The 26,997-nt window shown below is 62.3% G+C and carries 28 protein-coding genes and 3 pseudogenes; 15 read left to right on the plus strand and 16 right to left on the minus strand.

The window, feature by feature from the left end; genetic code table 11:
* Window positions 1-650: 650 nt before the first annotated feature.
* Together QRM95_RS00005 and QRM95_RS00010 are read right to left on the minus strand one after the other, a co-directional pair.
* Window positions 651-1,529: an SMP-30/gluconolactonase/LRE family protein gene (locus tag QRM95_RS00005; protein ID WP_285245890.1), complete on the minus strand. Its 879-nt coding sequence runs from the start codon at window positions 1,527-1,529 to the stop codon at window positions 651-653.
* A gap of 34 nt (window positions 1,530-1,563) precedes the next feature.
* A complete protein-coding gene (locus QRM95_RS00010; protein WP_285245891.1) occupies window positions 1,564-2,568 on the minus strand; it encodes a zinc-dependent alcohol dehydrogenase in 1,005 nt (334 codons plus the stop codon).
* A gap of 567 nt (window positions 2,569-3,135) precedes the next feature.
* Between QRM95_RS00010 and QRM95_RS00015 the strand changes: the two genes are divergently transcribed.
* The 7 genes and pseudogenes from QRM95_RS00015 to QRM95_RS00045 all read left to right on the plus strand — a co-directional run bounded on the left by QRM95_RS00015 (window position 3,136) and on the right by QRM95_RS00045 (window position 10,135).
* Window positions 3,136-5,130: an alpha-ketoacid dehydrogenase subunit alpha/beta gene (locus tag QRM95_RS00015; protein ID WP_285245892.1), complete on the plus strand. Its 1,995-nt coding sequence runs from the start codon at window positions 3,136-3,138 to the stop codon at window positions 5,128-5,130.
* Between the two features lie 5 nt (window positions 5,131-5,135).
* Window positions 5,136-5,435, plus strand: a complete 300-nt coding sequence (locus QRM95_RS00020; protein ID WP_285245893.1) for a muconolactone Delta-isomerase — start codon at window positions 5,136-5,138, stop codon at window positions 5,433-5,435.
* A gap of 779 nt (window positions 5,436-6,214) precedes the next feature.
* On the plus strand, window positions 6,215-6,646 hold the full coding sequence (locus QRM95_RS00025) for an acyl-CoA thioesterase (RefSeq protein ID WP_285245894.1): 432 nt from the start codon (window positions 6,215-6,217) through the stop codon (window positions 6,644-6,646).
* A 244-nt stretch (window positions 6,647-6,890) separates the two neighbouring features.
* Window positions 6,891-8,327, plus strand: a complete 1,437-nt coding sequence (locus tag QRM95_RS00030) for a GntP family permease (protein WP_285245895.1) — start codon at window positions 6,891-6,893, stop codon at window positions 8,325-8,327.
* 81 nt (window positions 8,328-8,408) lie between these two features.
* Window positions 8,409-8,968: pseudogene (locus tag QRM95_RS00035) on the plus strand (ATP-binding cassette domain-containing protein); the annotation flags it as partial.
* 13 nt (window positions 8,969-8,981) lie between these two features.
* Window positions 8,982-9,200 (plus strand): annotated as a pseudogene (locus QRM95_RS00040) (family 1 glycosylhydrolase); the annotation flags it as partial.
* A 353-nt stretch (window positions 9,201-9,553) separates the two neighbouring features.
* The gene (locus QRM95_RS00045; RefSeq protein WP_285246326.1) at window positions 9,554-10,135 is read left to right on the plus strand and encodes a BglG family transcription antiterminator; all 582 of its coding nucleotides are present in this window, start codon (window positions 9,554-9,556) and stop codon (window positions 10,133-10,135) included.
* A 170-nt stretch (window positions 10,136-10,305) separates the two neighbouring features.
* On the opposite strand, the gene QRM95_RS00050 is transcribed toward QRM95_RS00045, so the two are convergent.
* The 10 genes and pseudogenes from QRM95_RS00050 to QRM95_RS00095 all read right to left on the minus strand — a co-directional run bounded on the left by QRM95_RS00050 (window position 10,306) and on the right by QRM95_RS00095 (window position 17,748).
* Window positions 10,306-10,815, minus strand: a complete 510-nt coding sequence (locus tag QRM95_RS00050; protein WP_285245896.1) for a flavin reductase family protein — start codon at window positions 10,813-10,815, stop codon at window positions 10,306-10,308.
* A 15-nt stretch (window positions 10,816-10,830) separates the two neighbouring features.
* Window positions 10,831-11,136 (minus strand): hypothetical protein, encoded by a 306-nt coding sequence (locus QRM95_RS00055; protein ID WP_285245897.1) that lies wholly within the window; start codon window positions 11,134-11,136, stop codon window positions 10,831-10,833.
* Window positions 11,137-11,247: 111 nt separating this feature from the next.
* Window positions 11,248-11,469 (minus strand): DUF1097 domain-containing protein, encoded by a 222-nt coding sequence (locus QRM95_RS00060; protein WP_285245898.1) that lies wholly within the window; start codon window positions 11,467-11,469, stop codon window positions 11,248-11,250.
* Window positions 11,470-11,573: 104 nt separating this feature from the next.
* Window positions 11,574-11,735 (minus strand): annotated as a pseudogene (locus tag QRM95_RS00065) (DUF1097 domain-containing protein); the annotation flags it as partial.
* Between the two features lie 184 nt (window positions 11,736-11,919).
* Window positions 11,920-13,197 (minus strand): metal-dependent hydrolase family protein, encoded by a 1,278-nt coding sequence (locus QRM95_RS00070; RefSeq protein WP_285245899.1) that lies wholly within the window; start codon window positions 13,195-13,197, stop codon window positions 11,920-11,922.
* 44 nt (window positions 13,198-13,241) lie between these two features.
* Window positions 13,242-14,150 (minus strand): alpha/beta fold hydrolase, encoded by a 909-nt coding sequence (locus QRM95_RS00075; RefSeq protein WP_285245900.1) that lies wholly within the window; start codon window positions 14,148-14,150, stop codon window positions 13,242-13,244.
* Window positions 14,147-15,019: a fumarylacetoacetate hydrolase family protein gene (locus QRM95_RS00080; RefSeq protein ID WP_285245901.1), complete on the minus strand. Its 873-nt coding sequence runs from the start codon at window positions 15,017-15,019 to the stop codon at window positions 14,147-14,149. Before QRM95_RS00080 ends, QRM95_RS00075 begins: the two co-directional genes overlap by 4 nt.
* Before the next feature lie 156 nt (window positions 15,020-15,175).
* On the minus strand, window positions 15,176-15,817 hold the full coding sequence (locus QRM95_RS00085) for a GntR family transcriptional regulator (RefSeq protein WP_285245902.1): 642 nt from the start codon (window positions 15,815-15,817) through the stop codon (window positions 15,176-15,178).
* A 12-nt stretch (window positions 15,818-15,829) separates the two neighbouring features.
* The gene (locus QRM95_RS00090) at window positions 15,830-17,248 is read right to left on the minus strand and encodes a DHA2 family efflux MFS transporter permease subunit (protein ID WP_285245903.1); all 1,419 of its coding nucleotides are present in this window, start codon (window positions 17,246-17,248) and stop codon (window positions 15,830-15,832) included.
* 80 nt (window positions 17,249-17,328) lie between these two features.
* Window positions 17,329-17,748, minus strand: a complete 420-nt coding sequence (locus tag QRM95_RS00095; protein WP_018763832.1) for a cupin domain-containing protein — start codon at window positions 17,746-17,748, stop codon at window positions 17,329-17,331.
* A gap of 71 nt (window positions 17,749-17,819) precedes the next feature.
* Here QRM95_RS00095 and QRM95_RS00100 point away from each other — a divergent pair, with 71 nt between their 5' ends.
* The 6 genes from QRM95_RS00100 to QRM95_RS00125 are packed head-to-tail and all read left to right on the plus strand — an operon-like array spanning window position 17,820 to window position 23,340.
* Window positions 17,820-18,530, plus strand: coding sequence for a GntR family transcriptional regulator (locus QRM95_RS00100; RefSeq protein WP_285245904.1), 711 nt, complete (start codon window positions 17,820-17,822; stop codon window positions 18,528-18,530).
* A 44-nt stretch (window positions 18,531-18,574) separates the two neighbouring features.
* On the plus strand, window positions 18,575-19,288 hold the full coding sequence (locus QRM95_RS00105; protein ID WP_285245905.1) for an SDR family oxidoreductase: 714 nt from the start codon (window positions 18,575-18,577) through the stop codon (window positions 19,286-19,288).
* Complete coding sequence (locus QRM95_RS00110; RefSeq protein ID WP_285245906.1) at window positions 19,281-20,405, plus strand: SDR family oxidoreductase; 1,125 nt, start codon at window positions 19,281-19,283, stop codon at window positions 20,403-20,405. The genes QRM95_RS00105 and QRM95_RS00110 overlap by 8 nt, the downstream gene beginning before the upstream one ends.
* Window positions 20,405-21,625 (plus strand): MFS transporter, encoded by a 1,221-nt coding sequence (locus tag QRM95_RS00115; protein ID WP_285245907.1) that lies wholly within the window; start codon window positions 20,405-20,407, stop codon window positions 21,623-21,625. Before QRM95_RS00110 ends, QRM95_RS00115 begins: the two co-directional genes overlap by 1 nt.
* The gene (locus QRM95_RS00120; protein ID WP_285245908.1) at window positions 21,622-22,365 is read left to right on the plus strand and encodes an aldo/keto reductase; all 744 of its coding nucleotides are present in this window, start codon (window positions 21,622-21,624) and stop codon (window positions 22,363-22,365) included. The genes QRM95_RS00115 and QRM95_RS00120 overlap by 4 nt, the downstream gene beginning before the upstream one ends.
* A 27-nt stretch (window positions 22,366-22,392) precedes the next feature.
* The gene (locus tag QRM95_RS00125; protein ID WP_285245909.1) at window positions 22,393-23,340 is read left to right on the plus strand and encodes an aldo/keto reductase; all 948 of its coding nucleotides are present in this window, start codon (window positions 22,393-22,395) and stop codon (window positions 23,338-23,340) included.
* A gap of 228 nt (window positions 23,341-23,568) precedes the next feature.
* Here the strand turns inward: QRM95_RS00125 and QRM95_RS00130 are convergent, their stop codons facing one another.
* Window positions 23,569-23,880: a 4a-hydroxytetrahydrobiopterin dehydratase gene (locus QRM95_RS00130; RefSeq protein WP_285245910.1), complete on the minus strand. Its 312-nt coding sequence runs from the start codon at window positions 23,878-23,880 to the stop codon at window positions 23,569-23,571.
* Window positions 23,881-24,245: 365 nt separating this feature from the next.
* Between QRM95_RS00130 and QRM95_RS00135 the strand changes: the two genes are divergently transcribed.
* Both QRM95_RS00135 and QRM95_RS00140 read left to right on the plus strand, forming a co-directional pair.
* Window positions 24,246-24,452 carry a hypothetical protein gene (locus QRM95_RS00135; protein WP_285245911.1) on the plus strand — a complete coding sequence of 69 codons (207 nt, stop codon included), beginning with the start codon at window positions 24,246-24,248 and terminating at the stop codon, window positions 24,450-24,452.
* On the plus strand, window positions 24,449-24,817 hold the full coding sequence (locus tag QRM95_RS00140) for a type II toxin-antitoxin system death-on-curing family toxin (RefSeq protein WP_285245912.1): 369 nt from the start codon (window positions 24,449-24,451) through the stop codon (window positions 24,815-24,817). Before QRM95_RS00135 ends, QRM95_RS00140 begins: the two co-directional genes overlap by 4 nt.
* A 496-nt stretch (window positions 24,818-25,313) precedes the next feature.
* Here the strand turns inward: QRM95_RS00140 and QRM95_RS00145 are convergent, their stop codons facing one another.
* The 3 genes from QRM95_RS00145 to QRM95_RS00155 are packed head-to-tail and all read right to left on the minus strand — an operon-like array spanning window position 25,314 to window position 26,988.
* Window positions 25,314-25,649, minus strand: coding sequence for a DUF202 domain-containing protein (locus QRM95_RS00145; protein WP_285245913.1), 336 nt, complete (start codon window positions 25,647-25,649; stop codon window positions 25,314-25,316).
* Entirely contained in the window at window positions 25,646-26,008 is a 363-nt protein-coding gene (locus tag QRM95_RS00150) for a YidH family protein (protein WP_285245914.1), read from the minus strand. The genes QRM95_RS00145 and QRM95_RS00150 overlap by 4 nt, the downstream gene beginning before the upstream one ends.
* A complete protein-coding gene (locus tag QRM95_RS00155; RefSeq protein WP_502934916.1) occupies window positions 26,008-26,988 on the minus strand; it encodes a formylglycine-generating enzyme family protein in 981 nt (326 codons plus the stop codon). Before QRM95_RS00155 ends, QRM95_RS00150 begins: the two co-directional genes overlap by 1 nt.
* Window positions 26,989-26,997 lie beyond the last annotated feature (9 nt).

Genomic DNA, 26,997 nt, shown 5'->3' on the forward strand with positions numbered 1-26,997 from the left:
AGGCATCAGCGGCAGGCGGGGGCACCATTGAAGAAAAAAGCGGCCCAAGGTACGCGGATCCGCAGCTAACGGCTTGAATGAAGCCGAGCCGCTGCCTCAGCTGACGTAGAAGGAGATCGGTGCGGGTGCGCCCTCGCCGATCTCCTTTTTGCGTTCCCTAAATGGCCTCAAGACTGCGGCATCGGCAGCGCTAGGGCCTTTGCTCCATCGAATTAAAGCGCGTTTGCATAGAATCCCGCCCAAAACACAAGATCCGAGCGTTCGGACCAGAGTGCTGAGGCGGTAGCCCGGCGACTACGACAGGCTTGATGGGCGGAGGGCACCGGTTGTCGCGCACCCGAATGCCGCTTCCCGGGATACTTTTGGCGAAGCCGGGGTGGAATCGGCGAACAGATTTCCCTTGAGTGGCCGAGCCGCCAGCTGAACATGACGCACCAATGTACGGCTGACTCTCACGATCCGGCAGCGCGGTTCGATAAGTCCCATCCGCTGTTTCTCCGGCTGATCATAATGAGCACGTGCAGGGTTCTTCGAAGCGCTCCCGAGACATCCTCCGCCTTATCAGCTCTGCCAGATTGCCCTAAGAGCAATTTGCGACCGGCACTCTCAGTTCTTGCCCGCGTTACCGTTAATCGTCGTCCACTTATGAATCAGGAACCGAAACGATGTGCGGGCAGGCCTTTAACGCCGAGGCCCTCAATAGCGAAAACGGCGCCTCGCATCGGGCCGTCGTCGGGCAGCCCAGGCAGGGGTGGCCGGCCCATGCTCGTCACGTACAGAATGTCGAGATTGGGGCCACCAAACATGACGCTGGTGACCTTCTTGACCGGCATGGCGACCGTGCGGTCCAGCGATCCGTCTGGTGCGTAGCGGTTGAGTTTGCCTCCGAAGACATGCGCTTCCCACAGATAGCCTTCGGCGTCGACCGTCATGCCGTCCGCGACTCCACCGTCTGATTTGTCCATGCCGACAAAGCTCCTACGGTTCGATACGGCCCCGGTTTCCGGGTCGTAGTCGTAGGCCCAAATGTCGTTGCCCCATGAGTCGGTGAAGTAAAAGGTCTTTTCGTCAGGGCTCCAGCAAGGTCCGTTTGAGCAGACGATCCCCGAGTCCAGGGTGGTGAGGGTGAGCTCAGGGTCAAGGCTGTACAACTTTCCGGTTCCGGCCTTTTCGTTAGTGTCCATTGACCCCACGACAAATCGGCCGCGGGAATCGACCTTGCCGTCGTTGAAGCGGTTGGACGGAATATCGGACTCGGGGGAGTGGAGCAGCTCAAGCCGGTCGTGTTTGAAGTCGAAACTGTACAGTCCTTGCTGAAGAGCCACGATTGCGCTCTGCCCGTCCGCACGGAGCGCCATGGACCCGATCTTTTGGCGGACATCCCATGCCTTGATTTGCCGACCGTCCGCTGTGGATCGGAAAATCCGGCCGTCGGCGGAGTCAATGAAATAGAGCATCTGCTGCTCCGCGTCCCAGAGCGGGCCTTCTCCGAGGCTTGTTTTCAGGTCGGCAATGGCACGGATGCGCACTGGTCTCCTCTTAGCTGCTAGTCGTTACTTAGTCTTACAGGTGGGGATCAAAAACGAACTTCATCCCGTCTCCCTCACGGGTGGCTTTGAAAATGCGTTCCCAGTCACCCAGGCCGGCGACTTCGGTCACGAGGGGCCCAAGGGAAACTTTTCCGCTCGTCACCAGTGCGATGGCTCGGTGCCAGGCAGCGGTCGGAGAGGCCAGACCAGATGTGATGGTCAATTCCTTCATCAGCACTTTGTCCAGTGGGACAGTCACGGGCTTTCCGAATACTCCCACCTGAACGTAGGCTCCGCGGGGTCCCACGTTTTCAAGGCACAGAGCAGCACCTGAAGGGTGGCCGGAGCATTCGATAACGACGTCGGCCGGGCGTGTCCCTGGCGTATAGCTTTCGTCGGTAGCCGTGGCCAAGCCAAGGGAGTTGGCGATATGCAGCCGTTGGGCATCTCGGGCAGTACCGACGACGGTTACTTGGGCTCCCGATGACTGTGCGATCTGAGCCGCGAGAATCCCCATCGTGCCGGGCCCCGTGACAAGAACGGAATCGCCGGGGTTGATGATGGGCGGATCCAACAGGCAGTTCGCCACGGACCCCAGCGGTTCCAGCAGTGCCGCATGGTGCAGGTCCATCCCGTCCGGAAGGCGGTGCAGGTTTCGGACGGGGACGAGCACTTCTGAAGCAAAGCCCCCGTTGACATGGCTGCCGATGGAGACCCGCTCTGGACATAGATTGCGGTGACCGGACAGGCAGGATGGGCAGTGCCCGCATGTGGAAAAGAAACTTTCAAGGGCGACAGGGGAATCCCGCCAGGCTTCGTCCACGCCTGGACCAAGCTGGCGGACAATGCCGGCAACTTCGTGCCCAAGCACGACGGGTGGGTTAGTAGGCCACTCGCCGTCCATGATGTGCAGGTCAGTACCGCAGAGTCCGGCACCATAGACCTCAACGACAACCTGACCTGGTCCTGGAGTGGGCCGTTCGACCTCTGTCAGGAACATAGCGCCCCTGCCCGGGCTGAGCTTCACGATGGCAGACATACTGGGCATAAGGGAACCTCCACGGCTTTGGGGCGGCAGTCAATCAGGCGGACTTCGAACTTCAGCAAGGATAGCCGACCGCGCCCGAAAGTGTAAATATATGAAATGTCTTTCATATGGCCATAGCGCAGCGGCGGCATCAATGTACCAGGCGCAGTTTTTATAGCTATCTTGAAAAGATTCAATATATTGACAATGTAGATGCGTCCCTGTCAGACTTCCTAAGGTGAACGACATCGAAGTCGGATGGAATCAGGGCCCTGTGAGAGACGAGCGCGCGGCGATGCGATGTCTTTCGGCTTGGGGACTTCGCGTCCTGCAGATGGGACGTTGCTCCCATCCCCAGGACCCGCGCGGGCGCTGCATCCGTGTCAGCCGGGATGAAGGTCTCGGGAACTTCAAGCTGATGACGGCACCTCCGCGCACTCCCCTCAGGGCAGGAGGCTCTGCCGTGAAAATCTCCCTTATCTGCCGCACCGCGTCGATTCCGGGGTCCTCGAGTGGCCTGGGCATGGGCCAGACCGTCGGCACTCCGCAGTCCGGTTAGTAAACACGAAGTGAGGAAAAATGACCATTTCCAGCGAATTGACACCCCTTGAGGCCTACCGGCGGATGGCGCTCATTCGCGCGTTCGAAGAGCGTGTACTGGCGTTGTCGCTTGACGGCCACGTAGCAGGCTCAGTGCACCTGTGCCTCGGCCAGGAAGCCATTCCTGTTGGAGCCTTGGCGGCGCTCGGGCCGGCCGACCGCGTTCTTGCTACCTATAGAGGACATGGGTGGGCGATCGCTCGCGGCAGCAGTCCTACCGGGGTTCTCGCCGAAATCGCACAGCGGGAAGGCGGAGTTAATGGGGGCCGTGCCGGTTCTCCCCTGCTCAGCGACCCGGCAGTAGGTTTCCTTGGGGAAAATTCCATCGTGGGTGCCGGATCCCCCATTGCCTCCGGCGTCGCCCTTGCAGCCAAAACTCAAGGCTCCGACCGCGTCGTTGTCACCACCTTTGGCGACGGTGCCATGAACCAGGGCGCAACCACCGAAGGCATGATCTTCGCGGCTGCGAATAATCTTCCCGTTATCTTTATCTGCGAAAACAACGGCTGGGCCGAGATGACACCGCAGGACAGAACAACCCGGGGCCCCGATCTCGCCATGCGGGGAGAAGGCCTGGGCATTGAAAGTCACGTCGTAGACGGTGGCGACCCGTTCGCTGTTCGCGACGCAGTCGCAGCAGCAGCAGAAACCTGCAGGCGCGGCGAGGGCCCAGTATTGCTCGAGTGCAAAACCGTCAGGTTGAGCGGGCACTACAACCGGGACATCGAACACTACCGCCCTAAGGCCGACAAGCAGAACGCTATCGACACCGAGCCGCTCACCCGCCTCCGTTCCAGCGGCGGGCTGAATGTGGACGCGGTCGCGGCAATTGACGCCGAAATCGCAGCCGAAATCGAGGAAATTGTGCAAAGCGTCTTGGCCATGCCAGCTCCAAACCCGGCAACTGCACAGGATCACCTCTACGGGTCCGCCGTAGAACTCGATGCCAATGCCAAGCACACCCAGACTAAAGAGCTCACATACCAGCGAGCGGTCAACCAGGCACTCGCGGATGAACTGGACAGCAGGCCGGACCTTCTGGTCTACGGAGAGGATGTTGGGTTTGCAGGCGGCATCTTCGGCGTCTCCCGCGGTCTTCAGAAGAAGTATGGCGAAGAGCGCGTCTTCGACACCCCCATCTCCGAGTCCGCAATTCTCGGTTCTGCCGTTGGGGCCGGCATGGAGGGCGTACGGACGGTTACGGAAATCATGTGGGCTGATTTCGTATTCGTTGCTCTGGACCAGATCATCAACCAGGCTTCGAACGTCAGGTACATAAACCGTTCAGCCATCCATGCCCCCTTGACCATTCGGATGCAGCAGGGCGTCACGCCGGGATCGTGTGCCCAACACTCCCAGAGCATAGAGGCGATCCTGGCCCACATCCCGGGTATCAAGGTAGGTCTGCCGGCAACACCGCAGGATGCATACAACATGACACGAGCGGCCATTGCAGACCCAGACCCAACCATCCTCCTCGAGAACCGTGCGCTGTACCAGGTCTCCACTCCGGTGGACTTTGGTGGGGTAGTTGAACGTGCGGAGGGCGCCCGTCACCACCGCGACGGCAAGGATCTCACAATCATCACGTGGGGCAGCACACTTTCCTTGGCGTTGGAAGCCGCAAAGGAATTGGAACGAGACGGGATTTCCGCCGGGGTTCTCGACCTTCGATGGTTGCGGCCATTGGACCTGGATGCCATTGCTCGCGCAGTCACTGCTTCTGCTGGACGCATCCTTGTCGTCCATGAGGCCCACACCAGTGGGGGCTTTGGTGCTGAAGTCGCCGCAAGGATTACAGAACTGCACTTCGAGAAACTCAGCGCTCCAGTCCAGCGGGTGGGTACCCCGGATGTGCGTATGCCATCGGCGCCTGCACTGCAGGATGCGCTGCTGCCGACCACCGGCAGGATAGTCGCGGCAGCCACGACGTTGGTGAGCAGCGCGCCTGCTGGCCACGCCATTGGGGTGTAAAAGCGGTGGAGTTCCTCGTTGAAATATCTTTCACAACTCCAGTTGGAATGGATTCTGGCGTTCTCGAGGAGCTCAAAACGGCAGAAGCACGACGGGCCGACCAGCTCGCTGCCTCCGGGCATCTACTTCGGTTGTGGCGCCCCCAAGTGCCGGGATGGCGGAATATCGGTCTGTGGGAGGCCGAAGACGTAACCGAACTCCAGACGCTGTTGGGCTCCCTACCGCTGAGGGAATTTATGTCAGTAACAATTCGACCGCTGGATCCCCATCCATCTGACCCATCGCTGATGCTGGGCAAGGTCTAGCTACCATGCTCGTGGCAGGTTCTTTTACTGCTAGGAGGTCTGGCCCCATCCGCCTGGGCGGGGTCAGACCGCCTGCCCATCATCGAGGCCGCATGCCCAGCTGCCCGCCTCTCCTTTTGCGGCCCGTCCCCGAAGATTCCGGGACATTACCACTTCGTCGCCCTGAAATGGGCTTTGGGAAACGACGTGAAAAGCCTGTATCAAGGACCGCAGCAGCACCATCACGCTGCGTCCAGTCCTAAGAGAGTAGACGTGGTTGTAACTATGCCAGTGAAATGCAACTGTCCATCTCAGGAGAGTCGGCCGCCGAAGGTCCATACCCGCCATGTCGACGATTGGATCGGTTTGACGGGATCCAGGGTCGAGATTCGGAAAGACGGGCAGGTCCGCTGTGCCGGCATTGTTGATGCTGTCAGTTCTGACGGCATGATCCTCTGGCTTCAGCCCCCATCCGACCAAAGGCGGCTGTACGAGAAGTCCGCCTCGTACGAAGTCTGGGTGCACGTCGCGCCTGTGTAAGCCCAATCAAGGCACCCCTTATTCCGCGATAGTTTCTCGCAGCCATCTTCAGTTTGGCGAAAAGGGTGCTGGTTCTCCTCAGATAGCATCACCAGCCCTGCGTCCTCGCCAAAGCTGCAAAACATGGCGTGCACCAGCAAGCAGATCGTTTCGAAGTCACCGTCAATCGTCCTCAGGAATCGAGCCGGCAACTAGACCAAGGCTCCCCCGACTGATCCTCGCGTTGGAACGAATGCAAGACCACAGAAGTAAGGTTCACAATGGAGTCCTCCGATATAACGTTCCGCACTCGAAAGTGGGTGCGCCCAGAAGACCTGAATGCCAACGGAACCCTGTTCGGTGGAAGTCTTCTCAAATGGATCGATGAGGAAGCGGCAATCTATGCCATTCTCCAGCTTGGCAATGGCCGGGCGGTGACTAAGTACATCTCAGAAATCAACTTTGTCAGCTCCGCCGTGCAAGGGGACCTCATCGAGATGGGTCTAGCTGCAAGCAAATTTGGCCGGACTTCACTGACTATGCGAGCGGAAGTCAGAAACATGATCACCCGGCGAAGCATCCTCACCATCGAAGAGATCGTGTTTGTAAACCTGGACGTCGAGGGCAAGCCTGAGCCGCACGGTTATGCAGAAATCACATACGACAGGGACAGGATCCCCGCTCACCACCTCGCAGGATGGAAACCCGATTAGAAAAGGTAGCTGCGTAGAGTTCCCACGCTAACCCTGGGCGGCCCAGGGAACCTAGCCTCTCAGCTGACTCGAATTGAATCCCTTATTTCTATGTCCCAACCCGTCAGCACCCGCAAATTTCCGATGACCAGCTCAAAGTTGAGCTGAATGCAAATCCATATACCGGAGGTAAATCTTGTTTCCACTAATAGTCGCCACGGCTGGCGGATCAGCTGACGTCCCGCCGGCAAGTGGTCCGGCGCAATTGATCACGGTCGCCCTCATCGCAGTGGCGCTTATCATCGCCCTCATCTCGTGGCTCAAAGTACATCCTTTTCTTGCCCTGAGTGGCACAGCCATCTGCGCCGGCATCGCCGCTGGCCTGGCACCGGGAAAGTCAGTCGATAGCTTCACAAATGGTTTCGGGGCCACAATGGCGGGCGTCGGCGTTCTCATCGCTATAGGCGCTATCTTTGGTAAGCTCCTGGCCGATTCTGGCGGTGCCGACGCCATCGTTGACGCGCTCTTGCATCGAGCAGGGCTTCGGTCGCTGCCTTGGACTATGGCGGTCATTGGCGCCGTAGTTGGCCTACCGATGTTTTTTGAAGTCGGTCTGGTCCTTCTAATGCCGATCATTCTTCTGGTGGCACGCCGCAGCGGCGTGCATCTGCTGAAGGTTGCCCTGCCAGCGATAGCAGGTCTCTCGGCGATGCATGGGCTTGTCCCTCCGCATCCAGGTCCGCTTGTGGCCATCTCCACGCTCAACGCCAACATCGGCCTGAGTCTAGCCATCGGGGCAGCATTGGCGGTGCCCCTCGTGGTGCTCGCCGGCCCCGTGCTCAGCTTTGCTGCCGCACGATGGATGCCGCACGTTCGAGTTCCCGAAATGTTCACTGGAGAAGCCCGTGGCGGCGTTCTCCAAGCGAACAATAATGATGACTCATCCAGGCCTCTCGCTGGTCAACACGGTGGTCATTCTGTGGGCTTGGAACTGAAGGAGCAGACACAGCTCTCAACGGCCGTTGTCCGAAAGCGGCCGTCCGCGCTCGTGACAACAATAGGAATTCTTCTCCCTATCGTTTGCATGCTTGTTCGCGCCGTGAACGAATCGCTGGACCCAAACGCCACTGATTTGTTCTCAACTTTGATTCATTTCATAGGAACTCCTACTATTGCTCTGGGTTTTGCTTTGATCTACGCAATGATCTTCTTCGTCCGCGCGAGCAACATGCGGCAAAGTGATGTAGGAAGGTCCGCAAGCGACGCGCTGGTTTCTGTAGCCGGAATCTTGCTCATTGTCGGTGCTGGCGGCGGCCTAAAGCAGATCCTCATTGATGCCGGAATTGGAAGTCTGTTGGCGAAAGCTGCCTTGGGCAGCGGTATCTCCATCGTATTGCTCTCATGGTTGGTCGCAGCTCTGGTCCGCGTTGCCACCGGGTCAGCAACCGTCGCAACGGTAACCGCCTCCGGAATTTTGGCTCCTTTGGCTGTCGGTCTTTCATCACCGGAACTATCCCTTTTGGTCATTGCAATCGGTGCTGGCTCACTCTTCTTGTCCCATGTGAACGATCCTGGTTTTTGGATGGTGAAGGAGTTTTTAGGTCTCACGGTCAGCCAGACATTCAAGACGTGGACTCTCATGGTGACCCTGCTATCTTTAGCGGGCCTTTCCGGAGCATTGCTCATCGAAGCATTTATTTAGAGTTAGCAACGTTTCGCACTCCCTTAGTAGTTGTGAACAACGAGAAGACAAGAAGTCATGGCATTTGAGGGTTGGGGCAATATGACGAGCCAGACGGCGCATTCGGATCCGGTCATCCTTGAGATGGGTTCCATTACCTAGGAGTTCCCGGGCGTTTAAGCCTTGTCCAACGTTAACCTGCGGGTGAAGGCGGGCGAGATCATGCCGTCTGCGGCGAGAACGGGGCCGGCAAGTCCACCCTCATGAAGGTCCTTTCCGGTGTGTACCCGTACGGCAGCTACGACGGCGATATCGTCTACCAGGGGCAGGTCCAGCAGTTCCGGGACATCCGGGCCAGCGAATACGCCGGCATCGTGATCATCCACCAGGAACTGGCGCTGATACCCGAACTGTCCATCATGGAGAACATCTTCCTGGGCAACGAGCCCACCAAGCGGGGCGTCATCGACTGGGCCGAGGCGCGCCTGCGGTCGTTGGACCTGCTGGCACGGGTGGGCCTCCGGGATGACCCGGACACTCCCATCAAGGAAATCGGCGTCGGCAAGCAGCAGCTGGTGGAAATCGCCAAGGCGCTGAACAAGTCCGTGAAGATCCTCATCCTGGACGAACCCACCGCGGCGCTGAACGAATCGGACTCGCAGCCTGGTCCAGGCCCGCAAGGCCGTAGAGGACGGGGTCAAGCTCTTGGGGTACACCTCGTGGGGCTGTATCGATCTGGTCAGCGCCTCCACAGTACAGATGAGCAAGCGCTACGGCTTCATCTATGTGGACCGCGATAACGACGGCAGCGGCTCGCTGCAGCGCCACCCGAAAAAGTCCTATGGGTGGTACAAGGAAGTCATCGCCACCAACGGTGCCAGCCTGGAAGACTAGCGCCACTGCGACAATGCCGGTGCCGGTCAGCAAGCTGGCGCCGGCATTCGCTGCGGAAGACAATCGTTCAACGATCACGAGAGGAGGGTGGCGTGGAGGTGTTGCGTGTGTTCAACAACAACGTCGTCCTCGCCCGTGACGCCGAACGGGGAGATGTGATTCTCACCGGGCGGGGGCTGGGATTTCAAACCAAACCCCGTGCACAGGTGGATCAAGCCAAGGTAGTCCGCGTTTTCCTGCCCGAGGATGGTCGAAACGCGGACAACTTCGGCGCTCTTGTGGCGGCCATCCCCCCGGAGCACCTCGCCCCGGCAGATCAAGCACTGCAAATGGCAAGACGAGACACTACACCTGTGAGCTCCACAACTGTTGTAGCCCTGGCGGATCATCTCAGTTTTGCCATCAAACGGCTTCGTCAAGGCATCCACCTGGAATACCCGTTGCGGGCTGAAGTAGCCCACCTCTACCCGGACGAACTGCGCACAGCCCAGCGCGTCCTTGATTTCGTCAACACCCGCGCCGAGCAAACACTGCCCGAAGAAGAGGCTGTGCCCATAGCCCTGCATCTAGTAAACGCCGGCTTCGCAACAGGAGACCTCTCCCTCACCTATCAAATGACGGGTGTTTTTACGCAGCTACTTAACGTCCTCGAACAGGCCTATGGGCGCCCCTTTGAACGGGACACGGTCAACGCGGCCCGGTTCATCACCCACCTGCGCTACTTCGTCGTGCGCGCACAGACAGGCCAACAGTTGGACGACGGGGCCAGCACTCTCAGCAAAGCAATCCGCGAGGCCTACCCGGAGGCGTACGCGACCGCCCTCAAGCTGCAGGCAGTACTCGAGCTGCGGCTGGGCACCCCCCTGACCGAAGAAGAAGTGACATACCTGACCCTTCACGTCGCCCGGATGGTCGAAGACTCCCGGCTTCGCTGACATCCGACGACCCAGGAGACGCTGTGAGGGTGGGGTGTGCTCCCATGCGGGAGCGTCCCATCGTGTGGACCATCGTGCCCCTGCCTTTCCCTCCGGCGGCGTCCGGTGCCCTGGCCTAGCGCGAGCGAGGTGAAGGCATTCCAAGCTGCTGCGCGCGGACGCAAAGGGCGTTAGCGGGGGAGGAGTCCCGCGAATTCATGGTTTTGGAAGACCAAGGGATCTTTGGCGTTCCCGGTGTTGAGGCCCAGGACCCTGGCCAGGACAAAGGCGTGGTCCCCGATGGGCGTGACGTTCTCGATTTGGCATTCCAAGGCCGCGACTGCGCCTGCGACTAGTGGGGCTCCGTATGCTCCTTGGATCCAGAAGCTGTCATCGAAGCGGTCCGCGTCCTTTTTACCCAGCTTGCGGCAGAACTGCGCCTGTGATGATGCAAGAGCGCTGATGCCCAGCACGGTGGCCTTGTTGAGTTGTGGCCAGCTGGAAGACTCGTGGCCGATGAAGAAGCCGACCAGGCACGGGTCCAGGGAGATAAAGACGAACGATCCGACGATCATGGCGGCACGGTCACTGGTGAGTTCAGACTGTCCGGCGACGACGGCGACGCTGGTGGGCACCATGGACATGGTGTCCCGCACGTGGGTGGGATCGAGAGTGCCGGGCCGTTCGGTAACGATAGTCATGGCTGCCTCCTTCGGTTAACGGTGTTGCTGGATGTAGTAGAGCTGCTCGGCGTCAATCCACACTTCGTATCCGTCGAGTTTGTCGATGAGGATGCGTGAGTCGACGCCTTCGGGTGCGAGCCAGAGGATTCGGGAGTCGGGGGTGGCATCTTCGATGCGTGCGGTTCTGACGTATGTGCCGTTTCGGCGGATTTCCACTGTTGCTGTTGTCGGGAGATGGAACCAGTCATCGAGCCGGTAGGACTGTGGCGGGTGGGGGGTGAAGGTTCTGCGTTCGATCGGGAAGGACCCGGCCGCAGCATGGGCTGTTGGTGCGTTCATCACGGTTCCTTAGGTGGCGGCGGGCAGGGGTGGGGTCAGGTGCCACCGACCGCCGGGGAGCTGGGCGTGGCACCTGAGAGGGATTGGTGGGTCGAGCAGGCTTGCTGTGGTTCAGGCGACGGGTTGCGTGTCCGCGACCGGGACGGGTTCCTGGTCCTTTTTAGCCGTGGTGAGGAGCCCCGCGGTGTATTCGGAGAGCCACCCAAGGCAGGCGCCGACGATCAAGGCCAGACAGGTGCCGGCCGCGTCGAAGGTGGTGCCAAAGTAGGCGGCGCATCCGGCAAACGCTCCGGGGATGAAGCCCAGGAGGCTCCAGCGGGCCTGGACGCACATGGCGAACGCTGCGATGGCGACGGAGATGCCGAGCGCGCCGGGATGGGGAGGTTCGGCGCTCCCCAGACGATGATGGCGCCCCAGAGGACTCCGGAGAGGTTGGCAGGGATCGTTTTGAGGAGTGCGGCGCGTTTTCCGCCGGCTGCGAAGAAGCATGCCCAGGAGAGGAATCCGACCCAGGTTATGAGGCCCAGGGGTGTGCTGAATTGGGTCCAGAGCCCGGCGAGGATGCCGACGGTGATTCCGATGATGACAAGGGGCTTCATGGGTAGTTCCTTAGGGTCAAAATGGCGTCATTGTCTTTTTGAAAAGGAAAGCTGAGGGAGTGTGCATGTGCAGGCTTCGCTGAAGTGCGCAGAACGCGGAGCGGGTGTTAGCTCTTTTGGGTGCGGGTGAATCTGGTGGTACGGCCCCGGCAAGGACGCCGGGGCCGTACTACGTGGGGAGTGTTTAGAGGTGGGTCAGGGCGAGGTCGGCGGGGTCCGCGTTGTCGGGAGTCGCAGGCGTGGGTTCCACCGGTGCGCGGTGGAACTCGCCGTTCTTCATCACTGCGGTGATTTTGTTGATGTCCTGCAGGATGGTGATGTCTTCGAGCGGGTTGCCGTCGACGAGGATCATGTCGGCGTAGAAGCCGGGCAGGACCTTGCCGAGTTCGTTGGGCTTTTCGAAGAGTTCCCCGCCGAGGGCGGTGGCAGCGATGATGGCTTCCATTTCGGTGTAGCCGAAGAGCTTCACGAAGTGGTCCAGGTCCCGGGCGTAGGTGCCCCGGGGTGTCCAGGCGAAGCCGTAGTCTCCGCCGGGCAGCACGCGGATGCCGCGGCGGCGCATCTCCTGCATTGCTTTGACAGCGATGTCGAGTTCGCGGGCGTAGCCTGCCTGTTCGGCTGCCTCGTGGGAGTAGCCGAAGGCTTCGGCGTCCTGGAGGGTTGCGACCAGCCAGTTGATGGCCGGGGCGACGAAGACGCGGTCTTTGGCGGCCTCGAGCAGGTCCATGCCTTCGTCATCGATGTAGGAGGCGTGGTAGATCATGTCGACGCCGGTTTTCAGGGAGATGAGGACGGAGTCGCGGCTGCGGGCGTGGGTGCATACGCGCACGTGCCGGCGGTGTGCTTCGTCGACGGCGACCTGGAGTTCTTCTTCGGTGATGTAGGTGTCGGTGGCTGCCTTGGTGCCGGTGATTTCCTCACCGGAGATGCTGAGTTTGATCTGGTCCACGCCGAGCCCGATGGTTTCCCGGACCACTTTGCGCATTTCCTCGACGCCGTCGGCGATCTGGGTGATGCCGGGCACGAGGTCCCCTGCGGTGGTGGCGATTTCCTGGCCGTTGGCCAGGTAGCGGGGGCCGGGGATCCGGCCGGCGTTGATGGCGTCGCGCACGACGACGTCGAGGCGCTTTTTGGCGCTGGCCGCCCCGAAGCACATGGTGTAGCCGTAGTCGATGTAGTACTTGGCGGACTCGACGGTGTGCAGCAGGTGTTCCTCAACGTTCATGGTTTCCAGGCTGTTGAGGTCGCCGTCGTTCCAGGTGAAGTGGGTGTGTGCGTCGCACAGGCCCGACATCAGGGTCTGGCCGCGGCCGTCGATGACGCGGGCTCCTTCGCGGGGCAGGTTGCCCGTGCCGGGACGGACGTCGGTGATGCGCTCATCGACGACGAGCACTTCGCCGAGGAAGGGCTGGGCGCCGGTGCTGTCGAGGATGTTGACGTTGGTGAAGAGGGTTTTCGACATGACTTCGTTGTCCTTATCTTGAGTTGGAGACGGTGGTGCGGTTGTTAGGGGGCTTTGCGGATCTGCATGGTGATGGTCTGCTGGCGGCGTGACTGACAGCCGGGGCTGGAGCTGCTGCAGGCACACGTCTTCTTCGTCTCCGGCTTGAGCGTGGAACCGGTGAGGAAGTCCAGGACCGCGGCGGTGACGAAGTCCGGCGCCTCCGGCACCGTCCAGTGGCCGGTGCCCGGGGCGACCAGGAGTTCGGCCTGGCCCAGCTCCCCTGCGATGGCCTCGTTCGATTCCGGTGTGCTGACTTTGTCTTCGCTGCCGGTCAGCAGCAGCACCTTGGACTGGATCCTGGCCAGGTCCGGGTTGGTTGCTGAGGCCAGGGCTTCGCAGGCCTGCGCGTAGGCTTCCGGGTCCTGGCCCAGGAGCAGTTCGCGGACGAAGGGGCGCACCAGCGGGTTCCCGATCGCTGCATGATCGGCCGTGGCGGCGGTCGCGACGGTGTCGGCCACCGCGGCCATGCCCTTTTCGCGGACGAGGGCCGCGCGTGCCCGGGTGGCTTCCTTGGCTGCCTGGGCCTGTTTGCGGACCGGGCCGAGCAGGACGATTTCCCGGACCAGGTCAGGACGTGTTGAGGCCAGCTGCTGGACGATGAGGGTTCCCATCGAGTGGGCAACAAGGTGGGCGCGGCCTGTCGTGGTCTGGGATTCGATGACCAGGGCCAATTCGGCGGCCAGGGATTCCAGGCTAAGTTCCCCCACCCGGGGCGAGCGGCCGTGTCCGGCGAAGTCGTAGCGGGTGACGCGGAAGCGTTCGGCAAGTGAGGCGACGAGGGGTTCGTAGAAGCTGGTGGTGCCGCCCAGTCCGTGGACCAGGACAACATCCTCTCCGGTGCCTGTGGTTTCGACGAAGAGGTGTTGGGTTCCGACGGCTGTCAGTCCTGCGGGGATGGTCGCGGTGCTCATCGGCCTTCTCCGATCCGGTTCCGCAGGGTGCCGAGCTTGCTGATGGTGATCTCGACGACGTCTCCGCTGGTCAGGAAGCGCGGCGGGGTGAAGCCGATGCCGACGCCGACCGGGGTGCCGGTTGCGATGATGTCGCCGGGCTGGAGGGTGATGCCGGCGCTGATTGTTTCGATGATGGTGGGGATGTCGAAGATCAGGTCCGCTGTCGTGGCCTTCTGGCGGGTTTCGCCGTTGACGGTGCAGAGCAGGTCCAGGGGCCCGTCGCCGACTTCATCGCGGGTTACGGCCCAGGGCCCCATGGGGCAGTGGGTGTCGAGGCTCTTGCCCAGGAACCACTGCTTGTGGTCTTTCTGCAGGTCACGGGCGGTAACGTCGTTGATGATCGTGTAACCCCAGACGTGGTCCAGCGCATCCGCCTTGCTGATGCCCCGGCCGCCCGCGCCGATGATGACACCGAGCTCGGCTTCGTAGTCCAGTTCGGAGGTGACGCCGGTGTGCGGGTCAACCTCCGCGCCGGTGCCGATGACCGTGGAGGGTGCCTTGGTGAACACCACCGGGTATTCCGGCTGGGGTGTGGCGCTTGCGGTTGCGTCGTAGCCGGAGTTGGCGAATTCCTTGGCGTGTTCGACGTAGTTGCGGCCCACGCAGAAGATGTTGCGGCGGGGGAGCGGGATGGGGGCCAGCAGCTCGACGTCGGTCGCGGGGACTGCTTCCCCGGTCACGGCGGCGAGCTGGGCAGCTGCGCTGTCCCAGTTGTCGATGAGTGAGAGCAGGTCCTGCCCGCCCGGTACTGCAGTCACCGTGGTGGCGTCGGTGTTGAGGACGCCGGTCTGCTGGGTGCCGTTGTGGCGGAACGTAACGAGTTTCAAAGTGATTCCCCTTCGAATCGATTATCGATAATTGATGAGCTGACTCTACACGACCGTGACTGGCATCACAAGCGATTATCGATAATTTCTTTTGGAAGGGGTGCGGGCCCTTCCGGGGGAGGATGAAGGGCCTATTCCTGGGGGAGGATGAAGGGCCTATTCCTGGGGGAGGATGGAGTACTCGTGCTGGTGTTCGATGACGAGCTTGGTGCAGAGGTCCGGCGTGCCGCTCTCGAAGGCTTCCAGGATCGGGACGTGGGCTTCGGCCGCTGCGTGCAGGTCGACGTGGCCGCGCACGACGGTGGCCATGGTGCGGGCCTCAACATACAGGGAATCCCAGATCTCCAGCATCAGCCGGTTCCCGGTCGCAACCACAACAGCCCGGTGGAAGTCGGTACTGTACTTGGCGATGCCGTGGGCGTCATTCGTCGCCGCGGCCTCACGCATACCCGCCAACGCATTGCGCAGGGGCGAAGGGTCGGCGTGCAGTGCCGGATATGCGGCGGCGGCGGCGGTTCCCTCGAGCGCGAGGCGGACGAAGTAGACTTCGGCGAGGTCATCCTGGGAGGCGGACCGGACGAAGGTTCCGCGGCGGGGGATGTTTTCGACCAGCCGTGTGGAGGACAGCTCCCGCAGGGCCTCGCGGACCGGCGCTTGGCTGACGCCGAATTCTTTGGCGAGCTGGAGCTCCACGAGGCGCATACCGGGAGGGTAGGTGCCGTCAACGACCCTGTCCACGATGGTGCGCTTGACCTTTTCCGAGAGGCTCTCGTTCTCAAATGCTGCTGATACCGCCATTTCCCCAGTCTTTCATGATGCTCTCGTGGCGCCCGTCCGTTCAGGCCGTTTCGGGGCATGTTCTGGATCTCGCGGTGCGGGCTTGGGGTCCCTGAAGGCCAGGCTGGGGACAATGGCCAGCGCTGCCAGGGCCGCGGCGAGGAGAAACGCGCCGGCATATCCGGAACCGGGGCCGTTGGTGCTGTTCAAGGCATTGAGGGCAGCAGCGGCGGCGGCCACGCCGACCGCCATGCCGATCTGCCGGGCCATGTTCACGATTGTCGAACCGTCGGCCAGCTCCGGACCGTGCAGTCCGGTGACGGTAGCCGTCTGCAGCGGGACGATGGTTGTGCCGAAACCCGCACCCGCAACCAGAATCGCGGCTGCCGACAGCCACCCCGGCGTTGCCTGGCCCGCCAGTGACAGTGCCCCCGCTCCCGCTGCCATGAGACCCAATCCTGCAGCCAGCGGCGCACGCGGGCCCGTGCGCCGGGTAAGGCGCGTGGTGACCGGGGTGGCCAGCAGGATGCCGACGGCATGCAGGGATGTCATGAATCCGCTGTCCAGCGGGGACATCCCGCCGTGGCCCTGGAGATACAGCGGGAGCAGAAACAGTAGCGCCCCATAGGACAGGGCGGTCAGGAGGAAGGCGAGGTTGCTGCTCCAGATCTCCCGATTGACGAGCAGCCGGACATTGAGCAGGGGATCTTCGCGGCGGAGCTGCCGCACGGCGAATCCGGCCAGGAGCAGCACTGCGGTGGCGATGGCGATCAGGGGCAGAGCGGCGGGGTATCCGTTTTCGGCTCCGGTAAGACCCAGCACCAAAAGCACAAGGCCTGCCGAGACAAGTACAAGGCCAACGCCGTCGAACCGGGCACCGGGGGTGGCCGGCCGTTGCGCCGGCAAACGCAGGCCGGTCAGAATGGCGGCGAGGGCGATGGGCACGTTAAGCCAGAAGACCCACCGCCAGCCGATGTCCTGCACAAACCACCCACCGATCAGCGGGCCCAGGACCGGGGCGAGGGCCGCCGGCACCGAAATGAGCGCGGAGGCCTTCGCCCGCTGGTCGGCGGGGAACGCGGCGAAAAGCATGGCCATGCCGATCGGGAGGATCAACCCTCCGCCGAGACCCTGTAGAGCCCGGAACGCGATGAGGACCGGCAGGGACCATGCCAAGGCAGTGAGGGCCGAGGCCATCCCGAAGATTCCCAGCGCGATCAGGAATGCCCGGCCCTGGCCCAGACTGCGGCTGATCCAGCCACTCATCGGCAGTGACACCGCGATCGCCAAAAGATAGGAGGTGATCACCCACTGGACCGGCCCAGGGCCGGCGTCGAACTCCTCCTGAAGGGTAGGCACCGCGATATTGACCACGGTGGTATCCAGCAGGTCCATGACGACAGCCAGGGTCACGGCCACGGCCGTCAGCCGGGAAATGCTTCTTTCAGGCATTAGCTTGGCGTTCCTTTCGGATCGGGATCCGCATTGTCGGACGTTGATCCGCCGCAGGCGTCCGATCGATGTGTGGTCAGTTATTCGGGATCGGATTTTGTGGTCTGCACAGTGCCGTGCGGGTGTTCCGGTGGTGAATAGATCGAGTAGAGCTTAGGGGGGACAGCGCCGACGGCTGTGACGTTGTGCCAGGTTCCGGCCGGAACAAAGATCGCATCGCCGTCCCGAGCGTCCCATTCATGGATCAGGTTCCCGGCTGCCGGACCCATCTGGACCTTGCCCTGTCCGCTCTCCACCCGCAGGAACTGGTCCACGTCCTGGTGCACTTCCAGTCCGATGTCGTCCCCCGGGGCAATGGCCATGACGGTGACCTGCAGCCGGCCGCCCGTCCAGATTGTCCTTCGGTAGTCATCGTTGGCCTCCGTAGCACTCTCGATGTCCAGGACATAAGGCGCGGGACCATGGTCGGTGAGCGTGGGATCGATCTCTTCTTCAGTCACAAATCAATTATCCATTATCGATAATGTAGTATCTAGGTTGGTAAGGCTCATCTAAGGGAGGTAAGCAACAAATGACAGTGACAGCGGGGGAGTCCACCGTGAAGGATCCGGACTCCTCTTCCGGCGGCCCCCTGGTTGCCACGCCCTTGCGCGTCCGCGTCCGCGACCACATCGCGGCCAGGATCGTGGATGGGACCTACGTCCCGGGCCAGCGCCTGACAGAACTGGAGATAGCCCGGAGCCTGGGCACCAGCCAGACACCTGCGCGGGAGGCGCTGCGGGACCTTGCGGGCATGGGCTTTGTAGAGTCCGAACCCAATAAGGGCTGCCGCGTTCGGGAACTGGACAGCGAGGACCTGCGACAGGCCCACCCCGTCCGGGCCGCCCTCGAGGAAATCGCCGGACATTCCGCTGCACGTCATCTGAAGGGCAAGACAACGGACTTGGCCAGCGCGCTGGACGGAATGCGGGCCGCGCAGGAAAACGGCGACCTCATCGCGCTGTGCTTCCACAGCACACGCTTCCATCGCCACATCGTTGAAAGCGCCGGCAACGATGCACTCACCCGGGCCTGGAACGCCCTGGGAATCGAAATGCTCACCCTCTTAGGCGCTGCCCACGACCAGGTGGGCTTCCCCAACTCGGTGGAAGAACACGCCGCAATCATGGCAGCCCTCGAAGCGGGTCAAGCCGCCGCGGCGGCCCGCCTCTTGAAAAGCCATGCCTGCTCATACGTCACCAGGGATCCGGGTTCCACCGGCGCCCTGTGCACCACCCCGTAACTGACCAATTTGCCTTCACGGCCCGAACCCAAAGGAACATCGGCATGAGCACCTCGCAGACAGTACTGATTATCGGCGGAACCTCCGGCATAGGTCGCGACACCGCGAAACTGCTGGCATCACGCGGTGACGCGGTCATCGTTGCCGGACGCACGCAATCCCGCGCGCAGGCCACGGCCCGGGACATTGGCGGCGGCGCCGTCGGCCTCGAGATTGACCTCACTGACATGGACAGCATCCGGGCAGCCGCTGCGGCAACAGGCCCTATCGACCACCTGGTCCTCTCCGCCGCCGCCCTGGCCTATGCCCCTTTCCGGGAACTTGCCATCGACGACGCCCGGAACGTCTTCGAAGCAAAATTCTGGGGTTACTACCGCGCCGTCCAGGTCTTCGGGCCGATGCTGCCGGACACCGGCAGCATCACTTTCTTCTCCGGCGTCGCCGCCGACCGCCCCGCGCCCGGCACGGTCGCCGTGACAGCAGTGAATGCCGCCGTCGAAGGCCTCACCCGTTCTCTCGCCGTCGAACTAGCTCCCGTCCGGGTTAACGCCGTCAGCCCGGGCATGACCGACACCGAGGGCTGGTCCCACCTCCCCGACGACCAAAAAGCAGCAGCTTTTGAACAGCAGGCCAAATCCTTGCCGACCGGCCGCATCGGACGTCCTGAGGATCTCGCCTCTACAGTCCTGCACCTGATCGATAACGGCTTCACGACCGGAACAATCCACCACGTTGACGGCGGAGCCCGCCTTGTCTGAGCAGCACCTCAGGGATCCGGACCAGCCCCGCCGGAAGGGCAGCGTGCTTGTTGCCGGGGCCGGGGGAGTGATCGGACGGCATGCCGCCGATGAGTATGCACGTCAGGGCTGGCAGGTTCGCGGCATCAGCCGGCGCCCCGTCCAGGGCGCCGGCTGGGACCACTTGTCGGTAGATCTCAGCGATCCCGCAGCCTCCGCGTCAGGTCTGGCTGAGGCCGAAGACACAACGCATCTGGTCTTCGGCGCTTACGCCGAGCGCCCGACGTCCCGGGAGCTTTCAGAGGCCAACGTCGGATTGCTGCGCAATACCCTTGACGGCCTTTACAGCGCCGGTGCCCCACTGCGTCACGTCACCCTGTATAAGGGCGGAAAGGCCTACGGGGCGCATCCGGGTTACTTCAACACACCGGCCAAGGAGCGGGACCCGCGCCTCGTGCAGCCGAACTTTTACTACGACCAGGAGGACCTGCTGCGTCAAACCGCAGCGGAGCGCGGCTTTGACCTGACCATCCTGCGTCCCGAAGGGGTAGTCGGCTACGCTGTCGGCAACCCAATGAACCTGCTGATGGTGATCGCCGTCTACGCCAGCATCTGTCGTGAACTGGGCCAGCCGCTACGGTTTCCCGGCACGATTGCCGCCTTTGACGCCCTCTATCAGGTCACCGATGCAGGGCTGCTTGCCCGGGCCACAGTATGGGCGGGCTCGGATCCACAGGCCGCCGGCGAAGTCTTCAACATCACCAACGGTGACCAGTTCCGTTGGCGCCAGCTGTGGCCGGCCTTCGCCCGTCACCTCGGCATGGATTACGCCGAACCCCAGCCGGTGCCCCTGGCTGACGCGATGCCTCAGCTCAAATACGTCTGGGAGCGGCTGGTGGCCCGGCACTCGTTGGTCCCGACTCCGTATGAAGACCTGGTCGGATGGGAATTCGGCGACTTCCTGCTGCGGTCCGGGTTCGACAACGTCTCCTCCACCATTAAGGCCCGCCAGGCCGGCTTCACCGACTGCCTCGACAGCGAAGACCGGTTCCTGGAACTCTTCCGTGAACTTGAGGCCGATCGGATCATTCCGCCCGTTGTGCTAAGCAGCCAGTCATCTGAAAGGTACGTGCCCTGATGGGAAATGCGCGGGAATGGTCCTGGGCCGCCAGACTGATCGTTCTCGCGGTCGCCGCAGCTACAGCGGTCAGCGTTATTTACCTGCCACAGGCCATGCTGACGGTGCTGGCGGCTGGTTTTGGCGTGGCCCCGGCAGCGGCCGGTGTCATCGCGACCAGCGTTCAGGCCGGTTACGCCATCGGCATCTTCCTGCTGGTTCCCCTCGCTGATCGCGTCCAGCCCCGGCGGCAGGTCACGATTCAGTCGGTTCTCCTTGCCGCGGCCCTTGCGGTAACGGCGGTGCTGCCCGAGATTGTGGGAGTCACATTGGGATTCCTGGCAGTGGGCCTGGTGGCAAACATTGCCCAGATCCTCATCCCGGCCGCGAGCCGGTTAGCCCCCAAAGGGAAGGCGGGCGCTGCCTTGGCAACAGTGGCCGGCGCCCTGCTGATCGGAATTTTTGGCGGCCGGATCATCGCAAGCCTGCTCGTCCAGACCATCGGATGGCGGTGGGTCGTCTTGTCTTTCGCCGTCCTGGTCCTGGCCGTGCTGCCGTTCCTGCGCACTGCCCTGGCCACAGAGCTCCAGCTGCACGCCGCCGGCGGCAAGTACCGGCACCTGCTGGCCTCGACCCTTCAGCTGAGCCGGCGGAGCCCTGAACTGATCCAGTCTGCGCTGATGCAGTTCTTCGTGTTCGCCACCTTCAACTCCCTGTGGACGGTCACGGTGCTGCACCTCACCGGACCTGGATTCGGCTGGAGCGTCCTTTCGGCCGGCCTTTTCGGGGCCGTCGGACTTGCCGCCGGAATCGCTACCCCATTCAGCGGCCGCTTCGTTGACCGTTTCGGGCCCCTTCCGGTCGGTCTCGTGTTCTTGCTGGTCCTGCTCCTGGGCGTGCTGTCGGTGATCATAGATCCCTCGTCGGCCGTCCTGTTTGGTGCGAGCATGTTCGTCATCACCTGGGCCAACCAGACAGTCCTCTCCGCTAACCAGGCCCGGACCCTGGCGGCGAACCCGGTCCAATCAGCCCAGGCCAACACGGTCTTCATGTTCGCAGTGTTCCTGGGCGGCTCAGCCGGAGCCTTTACGGGCACGGTTGCCTTCAGCGCCGGAGGGATGCCCCTCGTCGGCGTGCAGGCTGGCGCCTTCGTTCTCATCGCCCTCGTTATCTGGCTCGCGTCCGCAACGCACCAGAAACGCACCACACCAAACCCTGGCAAGAAAAGGATCACAGCATGACCACCGCAGGAAACATCCAGCTGAATACCGGAGCGAGCATCCCACCGGTCGGATACGGATGCTGGCAGACCGCCCGCGCCGATATTGCCGCCGCCGCGCGCGCCGGATACCGCGCCTTTGACACCGCAACCTTCTACGCGAACGAACAGGCCGTAGGTCAGGGCATCCGCGACGCAGGGCTAACCCCCGAAGACGTCTTCCTCACCACCAAGGTATGGCGCGCCGACATGGGCTACGCTCAAACCCTGAAAGCGTTCGACACCTCACGCCGCCTGCTCGATGCCGACGTCATCGACCTCTATCTCATCCACTGGCCCCAGCCCGACTCCCGACTGGTCGCCGAAACCTGGCGGGCCATGGAAAAACTCCTGGAACGCGGAACCGTCCGCTCCATCGGTGTTTCAAACTTCGAAGCCGCCGATCTTGACCTCCTGGCCCAGCACTCGGACGTCACCCCCGCGGTAAACCAGATCGAACTAAACCCTCTACGGCAGCGCAAGAGCCTGGTCGCGGAAAATACCGCACGCGGCATCGTCACGACAGCCTGGTCACCGCTGGGTCAGGGCGGTCCCGTCCTGCAAAACAAGACACTGCTTCATCTGGCCGAAGACCATGACGTCAGCGTCGCCCAGATCGTCCCGCGTTCAACCAATCCCGCACGCATCGTCCAGAACCTCGACCTGAACGGCTTCACCCTAAACACGGCCGAGATGGAAGCCATCGACGCGCTCTCCGTCTGACAGAACCACTACTAAAGGACCTTGAAAATGACGACTATCGGACATTCGGATCTCAGCATCTTCCCGCTCGCCCTGGGAGGAAACACATTCGGTTGGACCTCTGACCAACAGACTTCCCACAGTGTTCTGGACGCTTTCACCGGACAGGGCGGCAACTTCATCGACACAGCAGACAGCTACTCGGCCTGGGCCGAGGGCAACATCGGAGGGGAATCCGAGACCATCATCGGAGACTGGATGGCACGGCGCTCCAACAGGTCTCAGGTCATCATCGGAACGAAAGTCAGCCAGCACCCCGATTTTGCCGGCCTGTCCCGGAAAAACATCGTGGCAGCATCCGAAGCATCCCTGCGACGCCTCGGCACCGACTACATCGACCTCTACTATGCGCACTTCGATGACGAGACTATTCCTCTGGAGGAGACCGTCGGAGCCTTCGATGATCTCGTCATCGCCGGAAAAGTCCGTCACGTCGGCCTCTCCAACTACAGCGCGGACCGGATCAGGGAATGGATCAGGATCGCGGACGACAACGGCTATGCCCGTCCCGTGGCCCTGCAGCCGCACTACAACCTGGTACACAGAATTGACTTCGAGGGCGAACTGGCTTCACTGGCTGCCACCAACGGGCTCGGGGTCATCCCCTACTGGTCCCTCGCCAGCGGATTCCTCACCGGCAAGTACCGGACCCGTGAAGACCTCGTGGGCACACCCCGAGAAAAGATGGCAGGCAGTTACTTCAGTACCGAAGGCTTGCGGGTCATCTCCGTCCTCGACGACATCGCGCAGGAGAGAGGCACCACTATTGCGACCACAGCCCTCGCATGGCTTCTCACCCGACCCAATATCGCCGCCCCAATCGCCAGCGCCCGCACCGCGGAACAGCTGCCCGACCTCATGGGTGCAGCCTCCCTGGCCCTCACAGAACTGGAAATCCACCGTCTCGACGCGACGTCCTCCCTCATTCCGGCCTGATAAATAAGAGGGAGCGTTTCGCGGCCAGCTCGTGGCGCCGCCCGGCGTCTAGACGCAGAGTGGGGCAGTTTGGACTGGGAGAGCTTGGGGAGAAACCGTCACGATATCGGCCGGAAGTAGCCCTATACCGAGCACTCCCTGTCTGATTTCAAAGGCTGATAATGAAGATTCCGTAAAGGCCGCTTAGCGCCTCGATGGTCCGTTCGCCCTGTGCTCGACGGCGCGGACTCACTCCACGGCGGCGACCCCGAGGTCCGCGGCGTGGCCGCTGGTGGTGCGGGCGAGGTCGATGTCGCGACTGGTGATGCCGCCGACGTCGTGGCTTGAGAGCGTGACGCCGACCTCGGGGTAGGTGAGTGTGAGGTCGGGGTGGTGGTTGGCCTGCTCGGCGGAGGCGCCGATGCGGTTTACGAGCTCCAGGCCGGTGGAGAACTTCCGGGTCCTGAAGGTGGCGGCGAGGGCCTCGCCGGTCACGTGCCAGCCGGTAGGCCCGGCCTCGGCGAGTTCGGCGGCGGACAGCTTCCGTTGGGGATCAGTCATGGTGCCATCATGGCTCGGGATTGCCGCCTGGGCTACCCCTGAGGCACCACTTCGCCAAGGGTGATGGCAGGCGCCGGCGACTGAGGGTAAAACGTCGGCACTGGCCGGGGACAACCTGTCACGCGCTGGTAAGCGAGAGAAAAGCCCAGGGGCGTCCTTCTCCGAGCCATCCCCAGGTCAAATTCGAAGGCCGATATCGGCCGTTCGATAAAGCCGACGGGACCCTTCGGATTTAGGCGCCCGGCCGACTGAAAGATTCGGGCAGCGAACTTCATCCCGGTGCTCCCGCCCCTTGAGCTCGGGACTCGAATCGAAGGCGCGTGCCGCCTGCTGAGGTGTCAGTACCGTTTTGGTACCATGGTGACATGGCTATGAATCTTCGTGTTCCTGAGGACCTCGATCGGCGGCTGGAGACGTTGGCTGCGGAGGAACATACGTCGAAGTCCGCGCTTCTGTTGCAGGGTGCAGAGTTGGTTCTGCAGCGCCATGCGCGGCGGCGTGAGATCAGCGAGGGCCTTGATTTTGTTATGAGTCATGACGCTGATTTGCTGAAGCGCCTTGAGGACGCGTGACAGCGTATCTGGACATTGAGGATGCACTTCAGATAGTTGATCGGTATGGCTTCCCTATCCGCGACGTCGGGTTGTTGGCCTCGGCGTTGGCCAGGCCGGCCACGACTGTCATGGGTGCGGAGGCTTACCCGAAACTGGCGGTGAAGGCGGCAGCCTTGTTGGAGTCGGTCGCGCGGTTCCATCCACTCATTGATGGGAACAAACGGACGGCGTGGACGCTCATGGTGCTGCTGCTGTGGATCAACGGTTCCCGGCATGGCTTCACCACCGAGGAGGGCTTCGACCTCGTCGTCGGAGTCGCCGCGGGCACCATCGACTTGCTGGACTCTGCCGCCGAGATTTCCAGGCATCTGGTGCCCCGGTAGTTCTCCAGCGCCCCGAAAGGCGTGTGGACAATGTTCACACTTTTCGTCTCGTACTGCCTCGTACAGCTGACGGACTTCTTCGAATTCCGCATGTTTTCGCGGGAGCCCAGTGTTTTCAAGGGCGGGAATGAAGTTCGAGTCCCACCTCGGGCACAGTGTTTCCGCAGGTCAAGAGCTTATTATGTTTTTGGTGTTGACAAAGCTTGACGTTTCGGACAGTCGTCGATTCTGGCAAGCACCACCACTCTGGCTTTGAGCGCTGGATGAGGCAGCATCCTCTGCTCCTTTCGGACTGGGCGTTCTCTTCTGGGCGAACCTGTGGGCACCAAGAAGACCCGCCACTCGCGTCTGGGCTCGTCCACCAAAGCCTGCCCAGCCCGTGTCGTTGAACCCGCCCGGCAACTTGGCTCGGTCGGAAAGCGGGTTTGGCGACTATCGCGCGTGTGTGCGGGCGCGTATCGGTGCGTTTCCCACACGGTTGTTCTCGGCCGGTGTTTCACCCGCCCAGCAGGATTGAAGAGATGGTGGCGGTACCGACGGCAATGATTGCCCCCGTCGCGGTGCGGAGGAGGACTGGATGCGCCGCTTTTTTGTCGCGGAGGTTTGCGTTGCGGTGCAGGATGCAGATTCCGATTACGGCGGTGGCACTCGCCGCGACGGCCGCTGCGATGCCGAGACCGAGCGAGGAGCCTGCGATGTCGCCGCCGTGGGGGGTGAGGGATGTTGTCCAAGCGCGCCAGATAAAGAAGTCGGAAACGATCATTGCCAGGAAGGTGCGCCGCCAGGCGAGTGCGGTCCGTTCCGGCTGCAGCCCTGGGTCCCGTGGTGTCACCGGACAAGGATGAGAACAGCGACGACGGTGCCGGCCAGTGCGATGACGGTCGTCATCGCCACGAGCAGCCAGGCGTGGGGGAGTTCCCGTTTCTGGCGCATGGCTTGTTCCTGCAGAGACCAGCGCCGGTAGGCTTCCAGGGCCAGCAGCGCGCCGATGACGGCGAGCACGAGGCACAGGATGATCCGGACCGGGGGCGGGGCGATCTGCGGGGTGAGCTGGTCGACGGCGATGGCGCCGGCGAGGATGGCCATAGCGGTGCGGATCCAGGCCAGGAAGGTGCGTTCGTTTGCCAGTGAGAAGCGGTAGTCCGGCATCTCCCCGTTGCGGCGCCATTTGGGTTCTTTGACCTTGACCATTAGAGGGTCACCGTTCGGAAGCCGCAGTTTCCGCTGGAGGATTCCGGCGTGTTGGAGGTACGGGCGGCGACCCGGTACCTGTTGCAGTACGACTCGTGGCACAGGTAGGAACCGCCGCGCATGACCCGGCCGGCCCCAGTGACGGGCCCCTGCGGATCCTGGCTGGGCGAGGTCCGGTAAAAGTTGGGAAGGAACCAGTCGTTGCACCACTCCCAGACATTTCCGGCAACCTCGTAGAGCCCGTAGCCGTTGGCGGGGTAGGACTTTACGGGGGCGGTGCCGAGAAAGCCGTCATCCTCGCTGTTGTTTGTTGGGAAGGTCCCCTGCCATTTGTTGCAGCGGTGCTCCCCGCCCGGAGTGAGCTCGTCCCCCCATGCATAGCGCTTCCCTGTCAGTCCGCCGCGCGCGGCACATTCCCATTCCGCCTCGGTCGGCAGTCGTCGGCCGGCCCACTGACAGTACGCCTGCGCGTCATTCCAGGAGACGTGAACGACCGGGTGACCAGGAAGCTGGGTCCAGTTGGAGGACGGGCCCGCTGGATGTGCCCAGTCCGCACCGCGGACGTCGATCCACCAGGGCGCTCCGGCCGCGCGGCCAAGGATGTCTGCATCCGGTGCGTCTACGAGGAGGTGGAACACGGCCGAGCTGCCGTACTGTTCGGCCTCCGTACGGTAAGAGGTGGCCGCCACAAAGGCGGCGAACATCCGGTTTGTCACCGTGGTCGCGTCGATCCTGAATGCGTCCAGCTCCACCCTGTGAATGGGGCCTTCTCCGTCGCTTGGGTAGCCCTCCCCGAATGCGTCGCCCATGAGGAATGAACCTGCCGGGACGGGGACGTCCTGGTGTATAGGCGCTGTCGATGCGGTAGTGGGGGAAGCTCGTACTGCTGGTCGCGCGTCTTGCTTTGCGGCAGTGCGGGTGTTTGCTCCGCCATTGGGTGCGCAGCAACTGGGGCTGGTCCCCGGGGTGTGGCAGTCCATGCTCCTCCT

The sequence above is a fragment of the Pseudarthrobacter sp. efr-133-R2A-89 genome (genome assembly GCF_030209315.1).
Lineage (GTDB): Bacteria > Actinomycetota > Actinomycetes > Actinomycetales > Micrococcaceae > Arthrobacter.